The sequence below is a fragment of the Chryseobacterium sp. YIM B08800 genome (assembly GCF_026163565.1).
Taxonomy (GTDB): Bacteria; Bacteroidota; Bacteroidia; order Flavobacteriales; family Weeksellaceae; genus Chryseobacterium.
Map to the genome: position 1 here is coordinate 119,371 of NZ_JAPDKN010000004.1, position 24,714 is coordinate 144,084.

The following is a 24,714-nucleotide window of genomic DNA, read 5'->3' on the forward strand; positions in this document are numbered from 1 at the left end:
TTTCATCATTTACAAAGCGGCTTTTATAAGTCGCTTTTTTATCTAATAACACGATTAATATTTTCATATTTAACAAGTTTTACATTTTGGAAAAACCCATTCTTGTAATCCGCTTTCATCTCTGTAATAATAAAGTTACTATTACCATATAACGAAATTAATTTTTCTCTAAAAGCTTTTAAAATCTTTTTAGGTGTCATATTTCCTAAATCTAATTTATAGAAATACAATAAATCAGTTTCTGATTTTTGTAACATAACTTTTAACTCAAAATTAGCTTTATCTTTTTCAGATTTAAATGTCTTTATCGTAAATGTCTCTTTTTCTATTTCCTTAATTTCTATAAATTCAGTTTCTCTACTTTCACGCTCAACAAAACCTCCATGACTCAAATACTTGTAAATAACTTCGTTATTTTTAGACTTATCAGATAAATAAATAGTCATATTTTTGCGATAGTCAAACAATCTAATTTCATCGTCTTTGTAATGATAAAGGAAGTAATTAGGTTCATTTGTATTAATTAAAATTTCGGTATCAAAAAAATCTTTATTGTTTTTCTTTTTATTAGAATCTTTAACTAAAAATTTATAATCAAAACTATACTGCGAAAAAACAAGGCTTGAAATAAAACAGAATAGTAACAAAAAATTTTTCTTCATATAAAAGTATTTGTGAAACACAAATATATCTTTTTAATTGGAAATGTTTAAAGTTTATAAATAATCTAATACCTTTTTCCACTCCTCAAATTTTCTTTCAAAAGAAATCGTATGAAGCGGGCTTGTAGAAGGCAATAAATGTATTGGGATTCTAAAGTTTTTGCCTAATAACTTTTGTAGATTTTTATATGATTTTCCACCGTTACAGAAAACAGCTTTTATATTTGGATAACTTTCTAACAGTTCTTCAATCTGATTGGCTTCTTCATTTTTAATCTCTGAATCTAAGCTTCCTTTTCTCTCGCAAGAATCGATGACATCCCAAATTGCAATGTGATTTTTCTTTAAAATATTAATTCGTTCTGAATAATCTTCTGTAAATTCTTCATTAAACAATTCAAAAATAATTTTCCAGAACTTGTTTTGGGGATGAGCGTAGTATTGTTGTTTTTCTAAAGATTTCACACCTGGAATTGAGCCTAAAATTAAAATTTTAGATTGTTCATCGATAAATGGTGGAAATGATGAGATTCGGTTTTGCATGATTCAAATATATAAATTTTGGCTAAAGCCTTTTGCTTAGAAAACAAAAAGCGGGCTTTAGCCCGCTTCTATTGGTATTTTATAAATATTGAGAATATTAAAACCAACCCGTCAAAAATTCTTTGAATTTTCGCCACCCCTCCAAAGGAGGGGAATTAGAGTGAAAATATTTTCTATAAAGTTTCTTTCAGCCAATCAAAAAATTCTCTCTGCCAAACTAAACCGTTTTGCGGATGAAGAACCCAGTGATTTTCGTTCGGGAAATACACTAATTTAGATTTTAAACCTCTCAGTTTTGCAGATTGAAACGCTTCCTGACCTTGTTCGTAAGGAACTCTAAAGTCAATTCCGCCCTGAATAATCATAATTGGCTTATTCCATTTTTCCACAAAATTGCTTGGATTAAATTCTGTATATGCCTTTGGAAGAGGTTTTTCCCAAGGCGAACCAAGATCCCAGTTCGCGAACCAAAGTTCTTCAGTCGTTAAATACCAAGATTTCATATCAAATAAACCGTCGTGAGCGATGAATGTTTTGAATCTGTTCTCATGAATTCCAGCTAACATAAATACACTGTAACCACCGTAACTAGCTCCAACAGCTGCAACTCTTTCACTATCTACATAAGGTAAAGTTTTAGCATAATCTGTTGCTGCCAAATAATCTCTCATCGGTTGTCCTCCCCAATCTCTTGAGATCTCTTCGTTCCATTTCGTTCCCCAGCCCGGCATTCCGCGACGGTTTGGTGCAACAACAATATAACCGTTTGCTGCCATTAATGCAAAATTCCATCTTGTGCTGAAAAATTGAGTTAATCCAGATTGTGGACCTCCCTGACAATACAATAAAGTTGGATATTTTTTATTCGGATCGAAGTTTGGCGGGTAATGAAACCACACTCCCATCTCTTTTCCATCTGAAGTTTTTACCATTTTCAATTCAGATTTCCCTTGTGCCAATTTTGCGTAAGTATCTTTATTGACGTCCGTAACCTGACTTAATTCTCCGTTTTTAAGATTTACCGAGAACAATTCTGCACCGTGATTGATATCTGTCTTTGAAATTAAAAGAGATTTCTTTCCTTCTGCAAAAATATCATTTACATCAAAATTCCCTTTTGTAATCTGACTTACTTTTGCATTTTTAAGATCTACAGAAAATAACTGAACGGTTCCGCGAAATGCTGCATTAAAATAGATACTTTTAGAATCGCTGCTCCAGAACGTTGTCCCGGTTACGCTTTCGTCCCAGTTTCCTGTCATATTGCTTTTTGCACCGGTTTTCCAGTCCATTACCACAATATCATTTTTATCGGCTTCGTATCCTTCGCGTTCCATACTTTGCCACAACAACCATTTTCCATCTGGCGAAAATTTTGGATTAACATCATAACCCATCATTCCTTCTGTTAAATTTTTTGTTGTTGCTGAAGCTAAATCGTAAGCGAAAATATCAGTGTTTGTACTTGTAGAATATTCTTTACCACTTTTAGGTTTGGTAACATATAAAAGCTTTGAAGAATCTGGGCTAAAAACGAAATCTTCTGCTCCACCGAAAGGTCTTTGTGGAGAATCCCAAGTTTTTCCTTCCAATAAATCTTTAGCGGAATCTACACTTGAAGAAGTATTAACCACAAAAACGTGATTGTATTTTCCTTCATTAAAATAATCCCAATGTCTGTGATTCAGGTCTGTATAAACTTGTGCAGTCGTTTTTGAAGTATCTGCATATTTATCTTTCCCCATCAGTTTTTCTACCAAAACCTGCTTACTGAAAGCAATTTTCTTTCCATCCGGAGAGATTACGATGTTATCAGCTTCACCAATGGTATAAAATTCTGTCCAGGTCTTTCCACTGTCTTTTGAAAGATAAATTTTCTCACCTTCCTGAGCGTAAAGTCCGTTTTTATCCCACTGAACTAAAGCTTTTTTACCTAAATCAATTTTAGAAGACTGATTATTGATAACATTCAGAAAATAGTTTTCGTTTTTTGTTTTTTCAGTTTTCAAATCAACCTGTCCGACTTTATAGATCAGCGATGATTGATCCGGTGAAACAGCCTGCACTCCTACTTTTTTCAAAGTCCAAAGAATTTCAGGTGTCATGAGTTGTTGTGCATTCATTAAGAAAGGCGCTGCCAAAGCGAGCAGACTGTACTTAAGTTTCATATTCTGTACTATTTTTATGAGCTTTTGAAATTTAAAAATATCGTGAGCTCTTTTATTAATTCAAAGATTGCCAAAGTTATGTAAATGTGAGTAAACTTCAAATTTAATGTTGAGTTTAAAATTACAATGCTTAATTTTATATCACAAAAAAAGTCTCACAACCATGAAAAAACTTCTATTTTTTATTTCTATATTTTCATCTGCTTTCTTTTTTTCGCAGATAAATATGTCAGTGGCTACCCATTTTTATAATCCTTACCAAATGAACATTCAGGGGAACGGAACAATATATTACACAACAGATGGAACAACACCAACTTTAAGCTCAAGTTCAGCAGTTAATAGCGTCAATATTTTAATTGATCAAAATAAAGAAATTAAAGCTTTTTTGGTAAGCAGTACAGGAAATACATCTGCCGTTTTCACCAAAAAATATTTTACAGGAGCAATTCCTGATGCACATATTTTCTTTAAACCTCCATCAGGATGGACAAATGGAGCTTGTGTAAGAGTTGAAATGATCAATCCGAATTCAATTGATGGTTTTGTCATAGACAATTTAGGTTCCGGATATTCTATGAACAATACCGGATGTGATGGATGGTACAAAATCACTAAAAGTTTTGAAACCGCTAATGTAAGTTTTACTAACTGCTATTTATATCAAAATTTCCCTGGTAATATAGACACTCCACCAGTTCCTATGGGAAGTAGTATTTATTATGATTTCAGCAGCGGAATAATCACCAATCCTCCGTCTTGTTTATTAGGCACAAAAGATGTTAAACATAAAGATGTTAATTTGGTTAAAGTTTATCCGAATCCCGTTGCAGAGGTTCTACAAATCAATACTGATAAAGACTTCGTGGAATATGAAATTTTAGATGGAACCGGAAGAGTAATTTCAAAAGAAAAATTTTTAAAGTCAATAGCTGTACATCATTTAATTTCTGGAAATTATTTTGTGAAATTAATTGATAACAAAAATGATTTTGTTCTTGTTAAATTTATAAAGAAGTAGTTTTAATTTGAAATCATAATATCGATATCAAAAAATCCCAACTACATATTAGCTGGGATTTATATTTTAATTTACGATATCTTCATTTTCTTCTTCATGATCATCTTCATTATCGCTTCTGCTGTAAAGATTATTTTCTTCATCAGGAAGCTGATCGGTGATTTGTTCAAAATTATCATCATCTTCAGCCCCCGGAATATCTAAACCATAAGGCATTTCGTCGTTAACGTGACCGGGATTGATGATAGGATTTCCGTCTCCATCCAAAGGAATATGTTTTTCTTTATTGAAAATATCTTCACTTGGTTTGTAATCCATTTCCTCCAGTTTTCTGTCTTGCTCGTTTTTGTTATCTTCGGTTATCATAATAATTTTATTTTAGTGTTACTAAAGAATAGACAAATATTAGTCCAATTGGAGTAGAAACAAGGAAAAACTTGAAAGAATCAAATCGAAAATTGTAACCTTTTTTCAAATTTGCAAAATCGAAATCAAATCTCAAATGTCGCACCTCTAACTAATACACTTCCGGATTTGCAATGTGAGGCATTTTTTCACCTTTAGAAAAAGCGATGATATTTTCTGCCGCTAATCTTGCCATTCCGTTTCTGGCTTCGATCGTTGCCGAACCAATATGTGGAAGAACGCACACATTCGACAACTGTAAAATCGGATCATTATCTTCAATAGGCTCCGGATTGGTAACATCTAAACCAGCACCCCAAATCTGTCCAGACGCCAAAGCCTGATACAGATCTTTCTGATTATGAAAACCTCCTCTTGCTGTATTCACAAAAATGGCATTCTTTTTCATCCTTCCAAAAACTGAAGCGTTGAAAAGATTGCTTTGTTCTGGTTTAAAATTGGCATGAATACTCAAAACATCCGATTGTTCGATTAATTCATCGAAAGAAACATATTTTGCATCAAGCTCTGTTTCGGCTTCTTCATTATGGCTTCTGTTGTGATAAATAATATTCATACCGAAAGCTTTTTTGCATTTTTCAGCCATTTCAAAACCAATTCTTCCTAAACCGAAAATACCCAAAGTTTTACCGTACAATTCCTGTCCAAGCTCATAAAGCGGGTCAAAATTCCCCCAGTTTCCATCTTTTACTTTTTGAAAATAAAAACTCGCTCTTCTAGCAACCGATTGCATCAATAAAAATGCAACATCTGAAGTCGCCCGACTCAAAACATCCGGCGTGTTTCCTATCGGAATATTTCTTTTATTGGCTTCTTTAATATCAACATGATCAAAACCTACACTGAACAAAGCAATGGCTTTTACATTAGGACATTCCTCAAAAAATTCCTGATCAAATGCATTGGCTCCAACATTTAAAATGGCGTCTGTATTTTTGCAGTATTGTAGCCATTCTTCACGTGACAAATCATCATTTTCCGGGATTGTAATTTCCAAACCTGCTTCCTGTAGCATTGTAATTCCTGTTTCAGGAATTCTTTTGTTTATAAAAACTTTCATTATTTATTTTTTAGACAAATAAAAACCTCACTACTTTTACAAGTGAGGTTCTCATTAATTATTATTGACTTATTTTTTTGATGTCATTCAAATTAAAGTCCAATTTTCATTCCGAAAAATCTCAGATTAATCTTTTAAACAAATTATTTTAATCTGATCAATTCTCCTTTTCTTTTTACAATATTTTTATAATCCCATTGTATTTCTATAGATTTTTTAAGCCAACGCAGAATATCAGTTTCATTAATTTCATTTACATTATTATAAAATATAGAGGCATCCTGAAATTTTTCACCTTCTACTTTCAACTGTTCTTCATTAAAAGATTTTCCGCTCCAAAACATCAGGCGAATTCCCTTTTTCTGTTTGCTGTAACCCACAATGGGATTTCCTTCTAAAAACCAAACCGGATGAGCGTGCCAGATTTTATTTTCAGCATCATTCAGTCCAGAATCAATCAATTGAGAAAGTATCATGCAAATTTCTTTGTCTGAATATGATTGTCTTTCGTTATAATCAAAAATATCTGGATTAATCATATCATTTTGGTTGAAAATTTGGCTACGTTTAAACTACTTTAAAATTAATGTAAATAATCCAAATAATTAGAACAGCAAGGTGTACAATAGTTGAAAGTTTTGTTTCTTTCTTCATCACAAATGCTTTTACTCCATTAATAATCAACAAAATGACATTCAGTATTATAAAAATAAAAACAGATAAAACATCTAAATTTGGTGTACATGGTCCGGATTTAAATTTCCCTGAAATATTTATTACAACTATCACCAATATTGCTATTATATAAAATACTATTGATTTTAGTGTATTCTTTTTTTCTTGATTCATAATACATTTACAGGCTACGAGAACTAATCTTCAGCTTACTGATTCGTATTATTCAACATCGGTACAAATTTATACGCTCCAAACTCTTCTTTTTCAATTTCTGTAGGAGAAATTTTTGTAAATCGGTATAAAACCTGTTGGTCGGTCGGTCCCAAAGGAATGACCATTTTTCCACCTACTTTTAATTGCTTCAATAATTCTGTCGGTAAAACAGCAGCTCCGCAAGTCACGATAATTTTATCAAAAGGGGCAAAAGTAGGAAGTCCGGCAAAGCCATCACCAAAACTTTGAAATTTTGGGTACAAATGCATTTCACGAAGTTTCTTTTTAGAAAAATCGAAAAGATCTTTCTGTCTTTCCACTGTATAAACTAAAGCTTTCATAGCTAATAAAACTGCAGTTTGGTAACCACAACCTGTTCCTATTTCAAGCACTTTTTCTCCTGGTTTCACCTGCAAAAGTTCTGATTGTTCTGCCACCGTTGAAGGATGAGAAATCGTCTGATGCGCCAATATCGGAAAAGCACGGTCTTCGTATGCAAAATCTTCAAAAATACTTTCAATAAAAAGATGTCTTGGTACTTCATTTATTGCAGAAAGTACATTCTCATCCGAAATCCCAATCTTGTGTCTGAGATATTCAACCAAATTTTTTCTTTTCCCTTTATGTACAAACGAATCATGCATCATCAACAGTTATTAGATAGTGTAGCTACAAAAGTAAAAAAACAATCAATACTTATCAACCTAAAACCTATCATCTATTTCCTAATACCTAAAATTATTATCTTTACAAAAATTACAACGCTATGTTAAAAGCAGGTTTGGTAGGCGCCGGACATTTGGGAAAAATACATTTAAGACTTCTTAATCAGTCTGATAAATACGATTTCGTAGGTTTTCACGATAAAGATGTAGAAAACGGAAGAAAGCTAGAAGCTGAATTCGGATATAAATATTTTGAAAATTTTGATGAATTATTAGATCAGATTGAAATGTTGGATATTGTTACTCCAACACTTTATCATTATGATTATGCTCTGAAAGCTATCGAAAAAGGTCTTCATTTTTTCATTGAAAAACCAGTAACGCAAACTCTCGAACAGGCTGAAGAAATCCTTTCAAAATGTCGTGAAAACGGCATCAAAGCACAGGTTGGTCATGTTGAAAGATACAATCCTGCATTTATTGGTGCAAAAGATTATATTCAGAATCCGATGTTTATTGAGATTCACCGTTTGGCAGAATTTAATCCTCGCGGAACGGATGTTTCTGTAGTTTTAGACTTAATGATTCACGATCTTGATATTTTGTTGAGCGTGGTAAAATCAAAAGTAAAAAACATTCATGCAAGCGGCGTTTGTGTGGTAAGCAAAACTCCGGATATTACCAATGCAAGAATTGAATTTGAAAATGGGTGTGTTGCCAATTTAACGACATCAAGAATTTCTATGAAAGCGATGAGAAAAAGCCGTTTTTTCCAGAAAGACGCTTATATTTCTGTTGATTTCTTAGAGAAAAAAGCTGAGGTCATTAGAATGAAAGATGCTCCGGAAAACCCTACTCCATTTGATATGATCATTGAAAATGCAGAAGGTGAAAAAAATCAGATTTTATTTGAATATCCAAATATTCAGGCTAATAATGCAATTTTAGATGAATTAAATTCTTTTGCTGATGCCATTTTAGAAGATAAAAATGTAGAAGTTTCTTTGGAAGATGGAACCGAAGCATTGAAAGTCGCTTTAGAAATTATGAAACTGATTTCTTAATTTTAATCAGATTAAAATTTACATTTATCATTTTGATAAATATAATTATAAAACATTACCAATCCCTTTTAGTTTCTGAAAGGGATTTTTTCATCCCCAAAGTTAAATTACAGATCTGTTCTTTTCATTACATTATTCTGTGTATTCATTACATTTCAAAAAAAACAAGTTTTTCCATCCGTTTATTCTTTAGAAATTTACACTCAAATAAATGACAATTGATTATGGGGAAATATAGAAATATTATTTTTTATGTCGCAACAATCATCTTTTTTTCTAGGTTGATGTATTGGTTCTTTGTGGAAGGAAAAACTCTGGAAATAGGAGAAAACATACCGCCAAACAAAGTTACCGGAAATACAATGTGGGAAAACTTCACCGATTCTTTTTTATCTAACTTACATCATCCTTTAGCACTTTTACTGGCACAAATTGTCACCATTATTTTGGTTGCAAAATTATTTGGCTGGATTTGTGTGAAGCTAAAACAGCCTTCCGTAATTGGAGAAATGATTGCAGGAATTGTTTTAGGACCTTCTCTTTTTGGATTATATTTTCCTGAACTTTCTGCGTTTATTTTTCCGAAAGAATCATTAGGAAACTTACAATTTTTAAGTCAGATCGGTTTAATTCTCTTCATGTATATTGTAGGAATGGAGCTTGATTTAAGTGTTTTAAGAAAAAAAGCGCACGATGCAGTCGTCATCAGCCACGCAAGCATCATTATTCCTTTTGCTTTGGGAGTTGGGCTGTCTTATTTCATTTATAAAGAATTTGCTCCTGAAGGAATTCAGTTCAGTTCCTTTGCTTTATTTATAGCAATTGCAATGAGTATCACCGCATTTCCGGTTCTCGCAAGAATCGTACAGGAAAGGAATTTACATAAAACCAAAATAGGAACCGTAGTTATTACCTGTGCTGCAGCCGATGATATTACAGCCTGGTGTATATTGGCTGCCGTAATTGCAGTGGTAAAAGCAGGATCTTTTTCGGGATCAATTTTCGTGATTATCATGGCGATCGTTTATGTTTTCATCATGATTAAAGCAGTAAGACCATTCTTACACAGGATTGCAGAATCTCAGAAAGGGAAAGGTTTTATCAGCAAAGCTTTGGTTGCCGTATTCTTCTTAATTCTTATTATTTCATCATACGCAACAGAAGTTATCGGGATTCATGCATTATTCGGAGCTTTTATGGCAGGTGCAATTATGCCTGAAAATGTAAAATTCAGAAATCTTTTCATCGAAAAAATAGAAGATGTTGCCTTGGTTTTATTGCTTCCGCTTTTCTTCGTATTTACAGGTTTAAGAACACAAATCGGATTATTAAATGATCCACACCTTTGGAAAATAGGCGGATTTATTATTCTTACAGCCGTTGTCGGAAAATTTGTAGGAAGTGCATTGACCGCAAAATTTTTAAAACTAAGCTGGAAAGACAGCCTCACCATTGGTGCATTAATGAATACAAGAGGTTTAACCGAACTTATTGTTTTAAATATCGGTTACGATCTTGGAGTTTTAGGTCCTGAATTATTTGCAATGTTGGTGATCATGGCATTATTTACCACCTTTATGACCGGACCTTGTCTTGATATTATTAATTATTTCTTTAAAGGTAAAAAATCGTCGCTGGAAGAAGAAGAACATGATGAAAATGGTGCAAAATACAGAGTTCTTCTATCTTTTGAAACTCCGGAATCTGGAAGTACATTACTAAAACTTGCCGATAATCTTACGCATAAAATGAATGGCAACAAAAGCGTGACAGCAATGAATATCGCTCCTGTAGACGAATTACATGCTTTTGATATCGATAACTTTGAGAAAGAGCAGTTTAAAAATGTGATCGAGACTTCGCAGGAACTTCAGCTTGAGGTCACTACCCTTTTCAAAGCTTCCACAGATATTGAAAACGATCTGACTAATATTTCGAATAAAGGAAATTATGATCTTCTTTTGATCATGCTCGGAAAATCGATGTACGAAGGAAGTTTGCTTGGAAGACTTTTAGGTTTCACCACGAAAATCATTAATCCTGAAAAATTATTGAACACCGTAAAAGGGAAAGGCAATATTTTCAACAATTCTCCATTTGATGATTCTACACTGCAGATCCTCGATAACACCAATATTCCCGTGGGAGTTTTGGTAGACAGAGACTTTAATTCTGCGGACAGAGTATTCATTCCTATCTTTAATTTAAGTGATTTTTATTTGCTTGAATATGCAAAAAGACTGATTAACAATAACAATTCACAAATCATTATTTTGGATGTTGCAGGACAGATCAGAAATAATATTGAAGTAAAAGAGCTCATCAGAAGCATCGAACAGGTTGCACCCAATCACATCACTTTATATAACGAAAAACAGATCGAGAAAGAGTTTTTACAATCTCAGAATCTAATGCTGATCAGCAAAAAAAGTTGGAGAGGTTTGATAGATTCCAAAAGTCTTTGGTTGTCGGATATTCCTTCAACACTGATTATATCAAATCCTTAAAAAATAATTTTCATAAATTTAGATATTGATATTTTAAAAAGACCGGAACTTAATGAGTTTCGGTCTTTTTATATTTAAATGAAAATAGAATCATTGAGAAATTTCGTTTTCTCCATTAACAGAATGTGAAAGATTTCTATTTAAAATCATTTTGTACGTATCGATTTCGAAAGAATTGCATTTTTTTTCATTAAAAAATCGGGCATTAGATCGGTAGGAAGAAAGAGTTTACTTTCTCCATCATTCTCTAAAGTGCTTACAATCTCGGGGTTCCAACTCAAGAGGTCATTCATGTCAATTTTTAATTCTTCTGCAATGACTCCCAACTTAAATCCCGCATTAATTTCGGTTTCCGACAAAGCTATTTCCTGAGAATCTGTCTTTCTTGAATTCAGAAGAGATATCGTTCTTGCATCGTTATAATTGGCTAAAACGGCAGGAAGTTCACCGGTTGCGTAACACGCATTGAGATACTTCTTGACATGATTAATAGTTTCCGCAGGCAAATATTTGGAAAAAACATGATACTGCGTAGAATTGGCAGCCTGCATTGCTTTGGCAATATTCCCTTCGCCACAATTATAAGCAGCAACTACAGTTACCCAATTGTTGTATTTTTTATATAAATTTTTCAACGAAACGGCAGCTGTTTTTGTGCTTCTGTACAAATCATTTCTCCGGTCTTCTGTTAAACCATATTGGTTAGCATGAGCCGTCATAAACTGCCAAACTCCCACTGCTCCGGCGCTTGAAGTAATATTTCTATTGAAATGAGATTCAATTAAAGCTAAATTCCTCAAATGCTTTGGTAGGCCTTTTTCAACCATAGAAAATTCAATAAAAGTGACAATTTCTTTATTGGCTTCTATGATATTCTTGTATTTTCTCACGCTACTTTCAGAAGTATCTGATGCTGCAAGAAACTGCGCATTCACAAAATGTGAACAACTAAGGAATGCAGCGCTTAAAATGATATTTTTGAAATGTGGTTTCATTTTTATGTGTTTCTAATATAGCCGAAAATCATAATTATCTTTTTATTATTTCTACAACATGTTTAAAATTCATATTCTTAATTTTCTTCACTTAAATAAACATTGTTTATTCTTATTTTAAAACATTAAGTAATTAAGAAGTTCTTTAATAATCAATAAATTTAAGAAATCAATAAATTGATTTTGATTAAATTTCATTAAGTATATGAACTGAAGTCTTAATTTCTTAATGTTAAATATTTGACGACAGCTCAACACTTTTTAATATTCTCGCAGATTAAACAGATTTTGCAGATTCTAATAAACCAGCTTGATTAGCTAAATCTGCGAGAGAATTTATTTTAAATTAAAATTGATACAGAATCTGAAATCAATCTACTTTCCAGCTGATTTTTTCTTCTTCAGCGTTCCAGTCTACTGAAAGGTTTTGTCCGGTTTTTACTTCTTCTCGTACGATCATTTTCGAAATCGGTCTTGCCAATTGCGATCTGATCACTCCTGAAATTTGTCTGGCTCCATATTTACTGCTGAATCCGTTTAATGCTAAATTTTTCACAGCTTCATCACTAATTTTTAAACTCATTCCTAATCTCGTTAATGAATTATGAAGTGATTTTAACTGAATATTAAAAATTCTTTCAGCAATCGATTCTGTAATCGGTGCAAACGGAATAATTTCTGTAATTCTCGCCAAAAATTCTAGTCTGAATCTTCCGGAATTCGACATAATCTGCATTAGTGAATTTGATTCAGGAACTTTTCCTTCTTCAAACTGTTTTACAATTTCTTCGCTACCGATATTTGAAGTAAACAAAATCAAAGCATTGCTGAAATCTCCTTCTTTTCCAAGCTTATCATGCACTTTTCCTTCGTCCATAATCTGCAGAAACACATCAAAAACCGAGTGATGCGCTTTTTCAATTTCATCAAACAAAACCACCGTATAAGGTTGCTGTCTGATTTTATTCACCAACATTCCGCCTTCTTCGTAACCAACGTAACCCGGAGGCGCGCCGTATAAAAGTGCTGCAGAATGCTCTTCTTTAAATTCTGACATATCGAAACGTACCATCGCTTTTTCATCGTTGAAAAGCAATTCTGCCATTGATTTTGCCAATTCTGTTTTTCCGGTTCCGGTTGGTCCCAAAAGAAAAAATGATCCTATGGGTTGTCCCGGTTTATTTAAACCGCTTCGGTTTTCAACAATAGCATCTGAAAGTATTTTCAAAGCGTGATCCTGGCCAACCACCCTATTCATCAGAAGACCTTCCATATTCAGCAATTTTTCTTTTTCCTGAGCCTGAATTTTACCTATCGGAATATTGGTTTTTGCCGCCATTACTGCAGCTAATTCCAGACGGTCTACTTTTTCTCTTTTTTTTGCCGCATGCTGTAAAAGTTCAGCATAGATCTCTTCTATTATTTTTTGAATTGATTCTACCGGCATCGAATTATCGATTTGCGGTTGTTCACTTAAAGATCCCCATAAAATCGGACTTATTTTATCTCGCAATAAATGGTAATTCCAGATTAATTCATCGGCTTTATCTTTATCATCAAAATATTCTTCTTTTAAAATATTTTCATAGATTTCTTTCCAGCTTTCCAATTCTTTTTCAGAAAGTTCGTCAAGCATTTTTATTGCTGCCATTGTTCGGTCTAAAAGATCAATTGCTGCATCGGGAAGTTTTTTACCTTTTGCATAACGTTTTGCCAAACGTACACATTCAGGAAGTGCTGTTTTTTCGACTTCAATTCCGTGGTGTTTTTTATAACTATCCAATAAAACATCAATCATTTTCACACAGGTTTTTTCGTCCGGCTCAAGCACAGTTAAAACTTCAAAACGACGATTAAAAGCCTGTTCTGGTTCAATAATTTTTCTGTATTCTTCTTGAGTAGTCGCTCCGATTACGGTAATTTCACCTCTAGCCAATTCTGGTTTAAGAATATTTCCGATATTTCCGATGCTTCCTTTTGGATCTAAAAGTGTGTGAATTTCATCAATAAATAAAACCGCTTTTTCAATTTTTTTGCATTCGTTGATTACTTTTTTCAGACGGTCTTCAATTTCACCTTTATAAGAAGTTCCTGCCAATAAAGCTCCCGTATCGAGTTCTAATAAAGTAGCATTTTTAAGCATTTCGGGAACATTTCCTTTGATGATTTCTGTTGCAAAACCTTCTACCAAAGCGGTTTTTCCAACTCCTGGTTCACCTACGATAATTACGTTGGGTTTACTTCTTCGGCAAAGAATTTCCACCAACATTCTAAGCTCTTTATCCCTACCTATGATATTTTCTATTTCGCCGTTTCTCGCCTGTGCAGTTCGGTCTACGCAATAGCTTTTAATGGATGGAAAAGAAGGATCTGAAAAGTCTGAAGAACCTCCAAACAAAGAAGAAATATCGCGGTTTTCTGAAGTTGCAAAAGGGGTATCTTTTCGGTATAAATTGAAAATTTCGTGCTCTCTTAAAGGAAGTGACTTCAACTGTTGTAATGTAAAAGCAACCTGCGGTTTTACGATTGCCGTAAGAATACAGATCGGGGTAATCTCATCTAAACCAAGCTTTAAACGAATATCATCTGCTTCTTCCAAAATCTGATCTACAAACTCTCCTTCACCAACTTCAGCCGGAAGATGAGTAGTTTTCGGATAATCTTCAATACGCACATCTGCCCATTCATAAAAATATCCCGGATCTTTATCTATGGTTTTCAGAAACTCATTTAAGCCGATATCTTTATGCATTAAAGCCTGCAAAATATGCGGGCCGCTGTAAGTAGCGTTGTAATTTTCTCTGGCAATTGACTGTGCAATATGAAACAGCTGCTTTACTGTCTCGTTGGTAACAAGTACTCCCATTTATATTTTAATATTAATATTTTTGACACTTTTTTGGTATAACTAAAATAAGTTTTTTTTGTCAATCATTAAAATTAAATGATGTTTATTTACAATTGCAGGGATTTATTTTTATTTTGAAAAGAATATTTAACTTATTGATTAATCTCAATTTGGAAATTGGAAAATGATTGAAAGAGTTTTAAAATCATTAAACATAAAAAACTTTTTGACGCAAAGGTTTATATTTAAACTTTACATTTTTAGAAGGCAAAGGCAAATAAATTTGCTTCGCAAAGCTTGAGGAAATAATTTCATACAAGTGACTCGTTAATTCACCTTTGTACTACATCATTTCACATCATAATTTATTTAGAATTAATTATAACAGTTTTTAAGAACAACAACACTTTATAAACAACAAAGCCTTTCCGGATAAGAAAGGCTTTGTTTATATTTTTTTTAAAAATTAATCTCTATTTTTCAGAAGAATCCATCCAGATTTTAATTCTAATTTTTTACTTGCCGGGTTTTCCCATTGTACGCGGTACCAATACGTTCCTGTTGGTAAATTAATACCTTTTAAAGAACCGTTCCATCTGGTATTTGACTTGTCTGCCTTAAATAATTCGGCACCATATCTATCAAATATTGAAGCGGCAAAGTTTTTATAACCTATAATTCCATTAAAATCAATATAATCATTGGCTCCATCATTATTTGGGGTAATGGCATTATTTAAAACAAAAGTAAAGAACTCTAATGTAGTACCACATTTTGCATCTTTTGTTCTTACCATTAAATTGTAACTTGTGTTTTTCAATACATTATAAAATATGTTTGAAGCCTGCCAATTTACACCACCGTCAATAGAATATTCCAACACTCCACCAGTAGGATTTGAAGCCGAAATGGTAAGCATTTCTTTATCGTAAACTACATTCGTAAATTGCGGAAGATCAGGATTCATAATCTGTGCAGTAAACAATCTAGAACAAGTACCATTGCTTATTTCGACAGAATAAGATCCCGGAACATTCGTTGTGATTGTTTGTGTAGTAGCACCTGTACTCCAAAGATAAGTATAATTTGGACCTGCACCTGCATCTAATGTTGCTGGATCTCCGGCGCAAACATATACATCTGCTAACGTAGAAACTATTGCTGGAACAACTTCAATGGTAATTTTAGCCGGTATAGTTGATACACAACCATTTCCACCCAGTGCAAAAACTTCGTATGTTGTAGTAACTGTAGGAGTTACAACTTGCGTATTTCCATTTCCGGGAAGACCTGTCCAGTTATAAGTAAATCCACCACTTGCAGTTAATGTTACAGACTCACCTGCACAAATTTTCCCTTTAGAAGCCGCTATAAAAGCTGTTGGAGGTCCTACAATAATAGTAATTATTGCCGGAGCTGCAGAAACACATCCATTTGCTCCTGTAGCAGTAACAGAATACGTTGTGGTAGTTGCTGGCGAAACAACTTGTGTATTTCCATTCCCTGTTAAATTTGCCCAAGTATACGTTACTCCACCTGCAGCAGTAAGGGTTACAGATTCACCTGGGCAAATCTGAGCTACAGAAGATGTTAAAGTAACTACAGGTAAAACTTTATCTTCAACGACATTTACTGTTGCCGTAAAAGTACACGTTAAATTTCCTGGTTGAGTAACATTCGTTACCGTTAACGTATAAGCTCCTCCTGCATTAACTACCGGATTTAAAGTATTCGCTCCTGAAACAATATTTCCACCTGCAGTTGTCCATAAAATTGTTGAACCTGCCGGAACTGTAGATCCAACAGCATTAAGCGTAATCTGAGGAACAGCACAAGTAATTGTTTGTGGAGCAGCTATTGTAAGATTGGTAACGGCTGTTGTCAATAATTGTAAAGTTACCACATAGCTGCATCCTCCGTTTTTAACTAAAACATAAATTGTTTGGTTACCCGCACTTTGGAATGTTGTAGGAGCAGCAATCGTATTTCCATTTCCTGCATTAGCATCTGCTTGAAGCAAGTAATAAGCAAAAGTTGCAGTTGCTACAGTGGTCATCTGTGGTTGTGCAGATGTTAAATCGTAAGTAATATTCCCCTGCTGATAACATTTCAAAAGGGTCGCATTTTGTACAGTTATTGGTTGTGAAACCTCAATCGTTATTGTTGCAGGCGTTGTAGAAGTACATCCGTTTGCTCCTTGTGCGGTAACGGTGTACGTTGTGGTTGTAGCAGGAGTTACAGTTTGTGTATTTCCTGTTCCGGTAAGCCCTGTCCAAGTATAAGTAGTACCACCTCCTGCAGTAAGTGTTACTGTTTCACCTGCACAAATCAAAATTTTACTTGCAGTAAGCGTTGTTACTGGTGGATTGCTATCTCCTAAAACTGTTACATTAGCTGTTCCTGTACAAACAACACTTCCTGGTTGATAAGTATTTGTAATCGTTAAAGTATACGTTCCTGCTGTATTAACTACCGGATTTAAAGTATTCGCACCTGATACTATATTACCTCCTGTAGTTGTCCATGCAAAGGTAGAACCTGTCGGATAAACTGACGCAGAAGCATTAAGCGTTACCTGAGTATTGGCGCATGTTAAAGCTGCTGGTGTTGCAATAGTAGCTGTAATCTGTGGAGCCTTTATTAATTGAAGTTCTGCTACTTTAGAGCAGAAACCATTTTTCACCAAAACATAAATGGTCTGGTTTCCTGCACTTGAAAATGTAGTAGGAGTTGCAATCGTACTTGTATTTCCGGCATTTGCATCAGCCTGATTTACATAATATGAAAAAGTAGCTCCCGGAGTTGTACTAATCGCTGCTTGAGCTGATGTCAAATTAAAATTAACATTTCCCGGTCCATAACAGCTTGTCAATGTTGCGTTCTGAACCGTTGGAGAAGTTCCTCCAACAATCGTTACGGTAGCTGAACCAGGACATGAGCTACCAGGAAACATAACCTCAACTTTATAAACTCCCGGTTGTGTAGCGGTGTAAGAAGCACTGGTTGCCCCTGGAATCACCACATTATTTAAATACCAAACATAAGTAGCATTCGGAACCTGAGTAGATGCTGTAAAAGTCTGCGGAGCATTATCGCACACATTAATTGATGCAGGTAACTGTACTCCACCCGCACCTAAAATCTGCACCCCAATATCAAAAGAACCCGCTTCTAAAAACACACCAGAATCATAAAGAGAATCTTGATAATCAGCCAAAACCATTTTAAAATGATAAGTTTGCCCCGGAATTACAGTTGCTTTTGCGGTTAAAGGAATTGTACGCCCATTAAAGTTAGTTTCTATATTAGAATAATTATACCCTGCAAAATAAGAAGCATTTAAAGCTCCACATACTAAATTAGATCCATCAAATTCTGTTGCTGGTCTGATATTTCTAACACTTACAGGACCTGCTCCACCGGGCAAAACTGCCAAATTAGTATAGGTAGGGTCACCATTTTTTTTCAGTAGCAAAGCAAATCCATCCCCGATATTACAAGGAAAATCACTATCATATTCTTCTGTTGCAAATAGATATCTGAAGGTGACTTCTGTTGCTGTAGGTATAAAGTCGAATTCTATATAACTAGCGTCTTTTAGCACACTATTCGGTACTGATAGCGCAGTCGCCAAATCTACATCACCTTGTGTTGGCAACACATCCTGAAGAAAGGGTGCGATGTAAGAATTTCCAGATTTTCTGGCTTGTCCTGTAGTAAGTACAATACCTTTTGCGAAAGGAAAATTGGTAGTTCCTTTATTAAAAAATCCCCAGCTTCTTGTTTGATCACCCACTGCAAGATTTGGAGAAACTACTACATTGGAAACATTCGCCGTAGAACACGTAGAGCCTCCTGCGATAAGCACATCTTTCACCAATTGCGTTATACTGTAAGAAGATTCTGTGTAATTTGCTGTATTGACATCAATAAATGCTCCTGCTTTCATCGTAAGGTTTGATGGCTTACTGATACTCTTGCTTATTTTTCTCTGCTGAGAAAAAGTAAAATTACCAAGAAGCATCAAACCAAGAAGCAAATATTGTAATCTACCATTTAACATTTTAAACTATTTTTAACAAAAATACTATTTTTTTTGATTAAAATTTAATCAAAAATCATTTACATTAGTTTTAACACAATTTCATAAAACTCAGATTTTCAGTTATATTTCTAAATGAAACAAAAAAAAGACCGACAAAATCGGTCTTTTAAAAATATCTTGATATTAATATTATTCGAAATTCTTAAGTAAAATCCATCCTGTTTTTACAGTAAGTTGCTTACTTGCAGGATCTTCAAAAGTTACCTGATACCAATAAGAAGCCGTCGGCAATTTTTTACCCTGGAAATAACCATCCCAGAAAGGTCTTGTTTTTTCTGCTTTAAATACTACTTTACCATATCGATCTGAAATGGATGCCTGGAATTTATTATAATCACTTACACCTCTGAAGTCGATCATATCATTTACATTATCTCCGTTTGGAGTAATTACATTCTGCATAATAAAAGTAAAGTATTCTAATACTCCTACACAACTTGTAGTTTTCACTCTAACTCTGATAGAGATTATTTTATTATTAGGAATATTATTAAATACGTTAGAACCTTGCCAAGTTACCCCGTTATCGGCTGAATATTCTAGTACACCACCACTCAAATTAGATGCAGTAACGATTAATGTACCGCTTTGGCTGTAATCTACATTGATGATTTCCGGAACAAGTGCTTGTTTCACTTCTGTTGTATATCTTTTAGAGCAAACTCCGTTGCTGATATCTACAAAGTAAATTCCTGGTGTTTCTGCTACAATAGTTTGTGTAGTTGCACCTGTACTCCAAGTATAGTTATAATTGGGTCCTGCACCCGCATCTAAAGTAATTCTATCTCCCGAGCAAATAAATCCACCCGAAAGATTAGAAGTAATTGCAGGTACAACTTCCACTACAACAGTTGCTGGTTGTAATGATTTACATCCTTGAGCACCAATTGCGTACACAGTATAAGTTGTGGTTTGTGTTGGCGAAAGTGTTTGTACAGCAGAAGTTATTGTAGAATTACTCCATTGGTAAGTAACCCCTCCCGAAGCTGTTAAAGTAATAGATTCTCCTACACAAATCTTCAATTTTGTAGAAGCAAGCTGTGCAACCGGAGTAGCTTCTTTACGCAATGTTAAAGTAACTAATTTACTACAGAAACCTCCATTGGATACTACAACGTGTAAAACCTGACCATCTGTTCCATTATATGAAGCTAAATTGGCTTCAGGAATAAAATTAGCATTTTGAGCCTGAGCATCTGCCTGATTTACATAAAAACGAAATACCGCTCCTGCTGTTGTACTAATCTGTGGTTTAGCATCATTTAAATTAAAATTGCTTACAGCAGGCGTTGTACAAAGTTTTAAAATTGCATTTTGAGCGGTAGGAGTTGTACCGCCTACAATAGTTATTTTTGCTTCTACTGGGCAAGTATTTCCAGGAATTGTAACAACTACCGTAAAAACTCCCGGTGATGTAGCAACATAAGTAGCACTTGTTGCTCCCGGTATTAATACACCATCTTTATACCATTGATAAGTAGCTCCTGTAATCCCGGAAAGCTGAGCAACCAAAGTCTGAGGTGCATTATCGCACACATTCAAACTTGCAGGCAATGTAGCTCCTGTTCCGTCAACAAGCTTAATTCCTATATCAAAAGATCCTCCTTCAAGAAATACTGCAGAATCAAAACTCCAGTCATTATAATCAGACAAAACCATTTTAAAATGATAAGCAACACCTGGAGTTACAGTACCAACTGCGGTTAAAGGAACCGTTCTTCCATCATAATTGGTTACAATATTTGTATTTGAATTATACCCTCCAAAATAGATTTCATTGATTGCAGGACATCCAAAAGTACCCGGAATAAGAGGGTGAATATTTGTCATAGCAACTGGTCCCGCATTATTCGGCAAAACAGCCAAATTTACATAAGGACCTCCTGAAACAGGTTTAATTAATAAAGCAAATGCGTCTGAATAATCACAAGGATAAGTTCCCGAATATTCTTCAGAAGCAAAAATATAATTAAATTTTATTTGGCTAGAGTTGGGTACAAAATCAAACTCTAACATAACATTATCATTATAATCCTTACTAGGATCTGGATTCGGAACTGCCGTCAATAAATCTGCATCGTTAATCCCTGTTCCCGGTATTCTATAGCTCGCACTAGAGGCAACATTCCCTGCTTCTCTTGCACGACCTGTCGTTAAAACAATACCATCTTTAAATGGAAAATTAGTAGTTCCTCTGTGAAAGTACCCCCAAAACCTATCATTATCAGTCTCCGATTGGGTGGGAGTAATCGTTACATTAGATACATTTGGTATCGAACAAGTAGAACCCCCACTAATCAAAACATTTTTAACAAGTTGCTCTACTGTGTAAGTAGATGGCGCATATCCTGCAGCATTTACATCAATAAATACTCCCGCTTTTTTATTGGTTTCGTCTACTCTATTTTTTGGCGGTAGCCTTTTTTGGGCTGAAATAGTAGCCGAAATAAGTAATCCTACAAAAAGAAAAAGGTAATTTTTTAGTCTATAATTTAACATTTTGTAATTGTTTGCCCAAAAATACCAAATTTTATTTATTTAAAACAAACAATACCCTTTATTATCAACAACAATATATTAATTCACTTAAATTCTAATGAAATTTTAATTGAATTCTAATGTCAAAAAAAGACCAATCACACAGATCGGTCTTTTCATTATATTTTTTAAACTAAACTCAGATATAATTAATCTTTTTTCAGTTCATCAATTTTATGCTGAAGCTCGGCAATTTTATCTTTTAAAAATCGTATTTCATTTTTATTAGAGCTTACATTGCTTTTAAGAATTGCTTTTTTGGCTCTTTCGTTATGATCTTCATCATCTTCATCTTCGTTGATTTCTTCGATATCTTCCTGAATATCTTCAATATCTTCACTGATTTCTTCGATATCTTCGCTAATTTCCTCAAGGTCTTCGCTGATTTCCTCGATATCTTCCTGAATATCTTCTATATCTTCACTAATTTCCTCGATATCTTCCTGAATGTCTTCAATTTTTTCATGGCTTTTATTAACAGACATCTGAATCAAAATTGAAAGATAAATCGCTTCTAAAGATAATACTGTAGTTAAAACAAGCAACATTTTATCTACATCTACAATACCAAAAACCGGTAATAAAAACGATACAATAAAAAGTAATGTATGAATGATGAGAGAAGGTATAGAACCAATCCATGAAGTAATTCCGTCTGCCATTCTCTCAAGAAATTCTATTTTTTCGTGTGGTGTTTTCATCATTTTTATGTTTAAAATAATTCTTTCGTTACGCCCAATCCAAATAAAGCAAAATCATATTTTGCAGGATCTTTTTCGTCAAATTTTCTAATAACTAAATCTAATTCTTCAACAGTTTTCCAATCATTCTGCGTTCTTGAAATCAATCCTAATTTTCTGGATATATTTCCGGTATGCACATCCAAAGGAATTGATAAAAATTTCTGATCTATATTTTTCCAGATTCCAAAATCTACGCCACGATTGTCTTTTCTGGTCATCCATCGCAAAAACATAATAATCCTTTTAGAAGATGAATTTTTATACGGCGAACTTACATGCTTGTGCGTTCTGTGCTTTTCAATCCCTAAAAATTTTTGTCTGAATCTTTCTATCGAGTGATAAAAATTGTTTTCATTTTCATGAATTAAAAACAGATTTTCAAGACTTTCATTTTCTTTATAAATTTCATTAAACTGTTTAATAAAATAAGCAAAATCTTCTCCGTTAAAAGTTCGGTGAATGCTTTTGTCTTTAATATAATCTAAATCTTTTTCAGAATAATTCATCACAAAATCATAAGGAGAATTTCCCATGATATCAAGAATCTTTTCGGCAGATTTAATAATCGATTTTCTGTTTCCCCAGGAAATTGTTGCCGCCAAAAAACCAGCAATTTCAATATCCTGTTTCAGCGAAAAGCGATGCGGAATCTGAACCGGATCATCCTGAATAAACTCAAGATTATTGTAAATATCTGCTTTCTCATCAAGAAAATCTTTTAATTCTAAAAAATTCATCGCTCTTTTAAATTTTCACGCATTCCAAAGCCTTTGGAAGATAAGAATTTGGAAAAACAGCTCTCGCTTCATCTGTAAACACCGTCAAATCACCGTAACGATTAGAAAAATGTCCTAAAATCAGTTTTTCAACTTCAGCTTTTTTGGCAATCGTTGCTGCTTCTAAAGCAGTTGTGTGACCTGTGTAATCAGCCATTTCTTTTAAATCGTGCAAAAATGTAGACTCATGATACAAAACCGTTACATTTTTAATAATCGGAATCACAGATTCCAAATATCTTGTATCGCTACAAAATGCATAAGAAACCGACGGAGCCGGATCTGTTGTAAGAATTTCATTTTTAAGAACGTATCCGTCACTCAAAACAAAATCTTTTCCTGCTTTTAAATTATGATAATCACAAGTCTCTATTTCTGAATATTTTGAGACCTCTTCCATATTGATATGTCGGTCTTTTGGTTTTTCCTTAAACAGATATCCGTTACAGTATATCCTGTGATCCAGAGGAATCGTAAACACTTCTACCCTATTATCTTCATAGATTTTTTCTGAATAATCTTTGTCCAATTCATGATATACAACCTCAAAACCTCGGTGCGTCTCAGTAATGGTAAAAATAGTATCCAGCATTTTTTTGATTCCTTTCGGACCGTAAACATGCAACGGAGTTTCTCTTCCCAAAAGTCGGAAAGAAGCTATTAAACCAGGCAGACCAAAACAGTGATCACCATGAAGGTGAGATATAAAAATATGATTGATTTTTGAAAATCTTGCCTTTGCTTTTCTAAGCTGCACCTGTGTTCCTTCTCCACAATCGATCAAAAAACATCTTTCTTCCATTTCCAGAAGCTGTGCTGTAGGTGAAGTATTAATCGTAGGTATTGCCGAGTTAAAGCCTAATATCGTTAAATAAGTACTCAAATCAATAGTTTATTAAAGCAAATGTACAACAAAAGGTTGAGGTTGAGGTTAAGACTGAGTTTGAGGCTAAACTTTAAACTAAATTTAAAATAAGAAGTAAGTTAAGTTTTAATCTGCAAAATTTTTGCAACCTTAACCTTAACCTTAACCTTAACCTTAACCTTAACCTTAACCTTCACCTTAACCTTAACCTTAACCTTAACCTTCACCTTAACCTTAACCTTAACCTTAACCTTAACCTTAACCTAATCTTTCAAAAAATCCAGAAACAAATCTAATGCCTGTTTTCTGTGACTTATTTTATTTTTATCTTCAGGATTCATTTCTGCAAAAGTGATTTCGTAACCTTCAGGAACAAAAATAGGATCGTAGCCAAAACCTTGATGCCCTTTATTTTCTGTCAATAGATTTCCATGAACTCTTCCGTCAAAATATTGAGCGCCATTTGCATCATAATAACATAATACCGTGATGAAATAAGCTTTTCTGTTTTCAACATTTTCCATTTCGCTTAAAACTTTTTCTATGTTTTTAGCAAAATCGTGATCTCCTGCATACCTTGCCGAAAAAATTCCGGGTCTTCCGTCTAAAGATTCTACTACCAAACCGCTGTCGTCTCCCAAACTTGGAATGCCTGTTTTTTCGAAGCAATATTTCGCTTTAATTAAAGCATTGGCGTTGAAAGAATCTCCGTCTTCAATGATTTCGTCGTGAATATCATAATCAGTAAGACTTTTTACAACAAATCCGTTTCCTAAAATCTGTTGAATTTCTTCTTTTTTATGGAGGTTGTGTGTAGCAACTAATATTTCCATTTTT

Annotated in this window: 19 protein-coding genes; 3 read left to right on the top strand and 16 right to left on the bottom strand. The window is 33.9% G+C overall.

The genetic code is table 11. The annotated features are described in order from the left end of the window. Positions 1–38 precede the first annotated feature (38 nt). The 3 genes from OEW74_RS02425 to OEW74_RS02435 form a co-directional block, all read right to left on the bottom strand. The gene (locus tag OEW74_RS02425; RefSeq protein ID WP_265426975.1) at positions 39–662 is read right to left on the bottom strand and encodes a hypothetical protein; all 624 of its coding nucleotides are present in this window, start codon (positions 660–662) and stop codon (positions 39–41) included. Between the two features lie 54 nt (positions 663–716). Beyond that, positions 717–1,205 carry a DNA-deoxyinosine glycosylase gene (locus tag OEW74_RS02430; RefSeq protein ID WP_265426976.1) on the bottom strand — a complete coding sequence of 163 codons (489 nt, stop codon included), beginning with the start codon at positions 1,203–1,205 and terminating at the stop codon, positions 717–719. Positions 1,206–1,378: 173 nt separating this feature from the next. Continuing rightward, a complete protein-coding gene (locus OEW74_RS02435; protein ID WP_265426977.1) occupies positions 1,379–3,373 on the bottom strand; it encodes a S9 family peptidase in 1,995 nt (664 codons plus the stop codon). 226 nt (positions 3,374–3,599) lie between these two features. Here OEW74_RS02435 and OEW74_RS02440 point away from each other — a divergent pair, with 226 nt between their 5' ends. Further along, complete coding sequence (locus OEW74_RS02440; RefSeq protein WP_265426978.1) at positions 3,600–4,394, top strand: FN3 associated domain-containing protein; 795 nt, start codon at positions 3,600–3,602, stop codon at positions 4,392–4,394. Between the two features lie 66 nt (positions 4,395–4,460). Here OEW74_RS02440 and OEW74_RS02445 read toward each other — a convergent pair whose 3' ends face one another. The 5 genes from OEW74_RS02445 to OEW74_RS02465 all read right to left on the bottom strand — a co-directional run bounded on the left by OEW74_RS02445 (position 4,461) and on the right by OEW74_RS02465 (position 7,415). Next, complete coding sequence (locus OEW74_RS02445) at positions 4,461–4,760, bottom strand: hypothetical protein (protein WP_265426979.1); 300 nt, start codon at positions 4,758–4,760, stop codon at positions 4,461–4,463. Between the two features lie 151 nt (positions 4,761–4,911). Further along, the gene (locus tag OEW74_RS02450) at positions 4,912–5,880 is read right to left on the bottom strand and encodes a 2-hydroxyacid dehydrogenase (RefSeq protein ID WP_265426980.1); all 969 of its coding nucleotides are present in this window, start codon (positions 5,878–5,880) and stop codon (positions 4,912–4,914) included. Between the two features lie 143 nt (positions 5,881–6,023). Beyond that, positions 6,024–6,419, bottom strand: coding sequence for a DUF1801 domain-containing protein (locus tag OEW74_RS02455; protein WP_265426981.1), 396 nt, complete (start codon positions 6,417–6,419; stop codon positions 6,024–6,026). 28 nt (positions 6,420–6,447) lie between these two features. Beyond that, entirely contained in the window at positions 6,448–6,729 is a 282-nt protein-coding gene (locus OEW74_RS02460; RefSeq protein ID WP_265426982.1) for a hypothetical protein, read from the bottom strand. A gap of 35 nt (positions 6,730–6,764) precedes the next feature. After that, positions 6,765–7,415, bottom strand: a complete 651-nt coding sequence (locus tag OEW74_RS02465; RefSeq protein ID WP_139423848.1) for a protein-L-isoaspartate(D-aspartate) O-methyltransferase — start codon at positions 7,413–7,415, stop codon at positions 6,765–6,767. Between the two features lie 122 nt (positions 7,416–7,537). On the opposite strand from OEW74_RS02465, the gene OEW74_RS02470 reads away from it, so the two are divergent. Together OEW74_RS02470 and OEW74_RS02475 are read left to right on the top strand one after the other, a co-directional pair. After that, complete coding sequence (locus OEW74_RS02470; RefSeq protein WP_066676301.1) at positions 7,538–8,500, top strand: Gfo/Idh/MocA family protein; 963 nt, start codon at positions 7,538–7,540, stop codon at positions 8,498–8,500. A gap of 224 nt (positions 8,501–8,724) precedes the next feature. Continuing rightward, on the top strand, positions 8,725–11,007 hold the full coding sequence (locus tag OEW74_RS02475) for a cation:proton antiporter (RefSeq protein WP_265426983.1): 2,283 nt from the start codon (positions 8,725–8,727) through the stop codon (positions 11,005–11,007). Positions 11,008–11,153: 146 nt separating this feature from the next. On the opposite strand, the gene OEW74_RS02480 is transcribed toward OEW74_RS02475, so the two are convergent. The 8 genes from OEW74_RS02480 to rdgB all read right to left on the bottom strand — a co-directional run bounded on the left by OEW74_RS02480 (position 11,154) and on the right by rdgB (position 24,710). Then, complete coding sequence (locus tag OEW74_RS02480) at positions 11,154–12,002, bottom strand: lytic transglycosylase domain-containing protein (RefSeq protein WP_265426984.1); 849 nt, start codon at positions 12,000–12,002, stop codon at positions 11,154–11,156. Positions 12,003–12,372: 370 nt separating this feature from the next. Further along, the gene (locus OEW74_RS02485) at positions 12,373–14,868 is read right to left on the bottom strand and encodes an ATP-dependent Clp protease ATP-binding subunit (RefSeq protein ID WP_265426985.1); all 2,496 of its coding nucleotides are present in this window, start codon (positions 14,866–14,868) and stop codon (positions 12,373–12,375) included. A 448-nt stretch (positions 14,869–15,316) separates the two neighbouring features. Beyond that, the gene (locus OEW74_RS02490; protein WP_265426986.1) at positions 15,317–18,913 is read right to left on the bottom strand and encodes a choice-of-anchor L domain-containing protein; all 3,597 of its coding nucleotides are present in this window, start codon (positions 18,911–18,913) and stop codon (positions 15,317–15,319) included. Between the two features lie 171 nt (positions 18,914–19,084). Next, on the bottom strand, positions 19,085–21,454 hold the full coding sequence (locus OEW74_RS02495) for a choice-of-anchor L domain-containing protein (protein WP_265426987.1): 2,370 nt from the start codon (positions 21,452–21,454) through the stop codon (positions 19,085–19,087). A gap of 188 nt (positions 21,455–21,642) precedes the next feature. Continuing rightward, complete coding sequence (locus OEW74_RS02500) at positions 21,643–22,194, bottom strand: hypothetical protein (protein WP_265426988.1); 552 nt, start codon at positions 22,192–22,194, stop codon at positions 21,643–21,645. An 11-nt stretch (positions 22,195–22,205) separates the two neighbouring features. After that, a complete protein-coding gene (locus OEW74_RS02505) occupies positions 22,206–22,973 on the bottom strand; it encodes a TIGR02757 family protein (RefSeq protein ID WP_265426989.1) in 768 nt (255 codons plus the stop codon). Between the two features lie 7 nt (positions 22,974–22,980). Further along, the gene (locus OEW74_RS02510) at positions 22,981–23,895 is read right to left on the bottom strand and encodes a ribonuclease Z (RefSeq protein WP_265426990.1); all 915 of its coding nucleotides are present in this window, start codon (positions 23,893–23,895) and stop codon (positions 22,981–22,983) included. A gap of 245 nt (positions 23,896–24,140) precedes the next feature. Then, positions 24,141–24,710 (bottom strand): RdgB/HAM1 family non-canonical purine NTP pyrophosphatase, encoded by a 570-nt coding sequence (gene rdgB, locus OEW74_RS02515; RefSeq protein ID WP_265426991.1) that lies wholly within the window; start codon positions 24,708–24,710, stop codon positions 24,141–24,143. Positions 24,711–24,714: the final 4 nt, after the last annotated feature.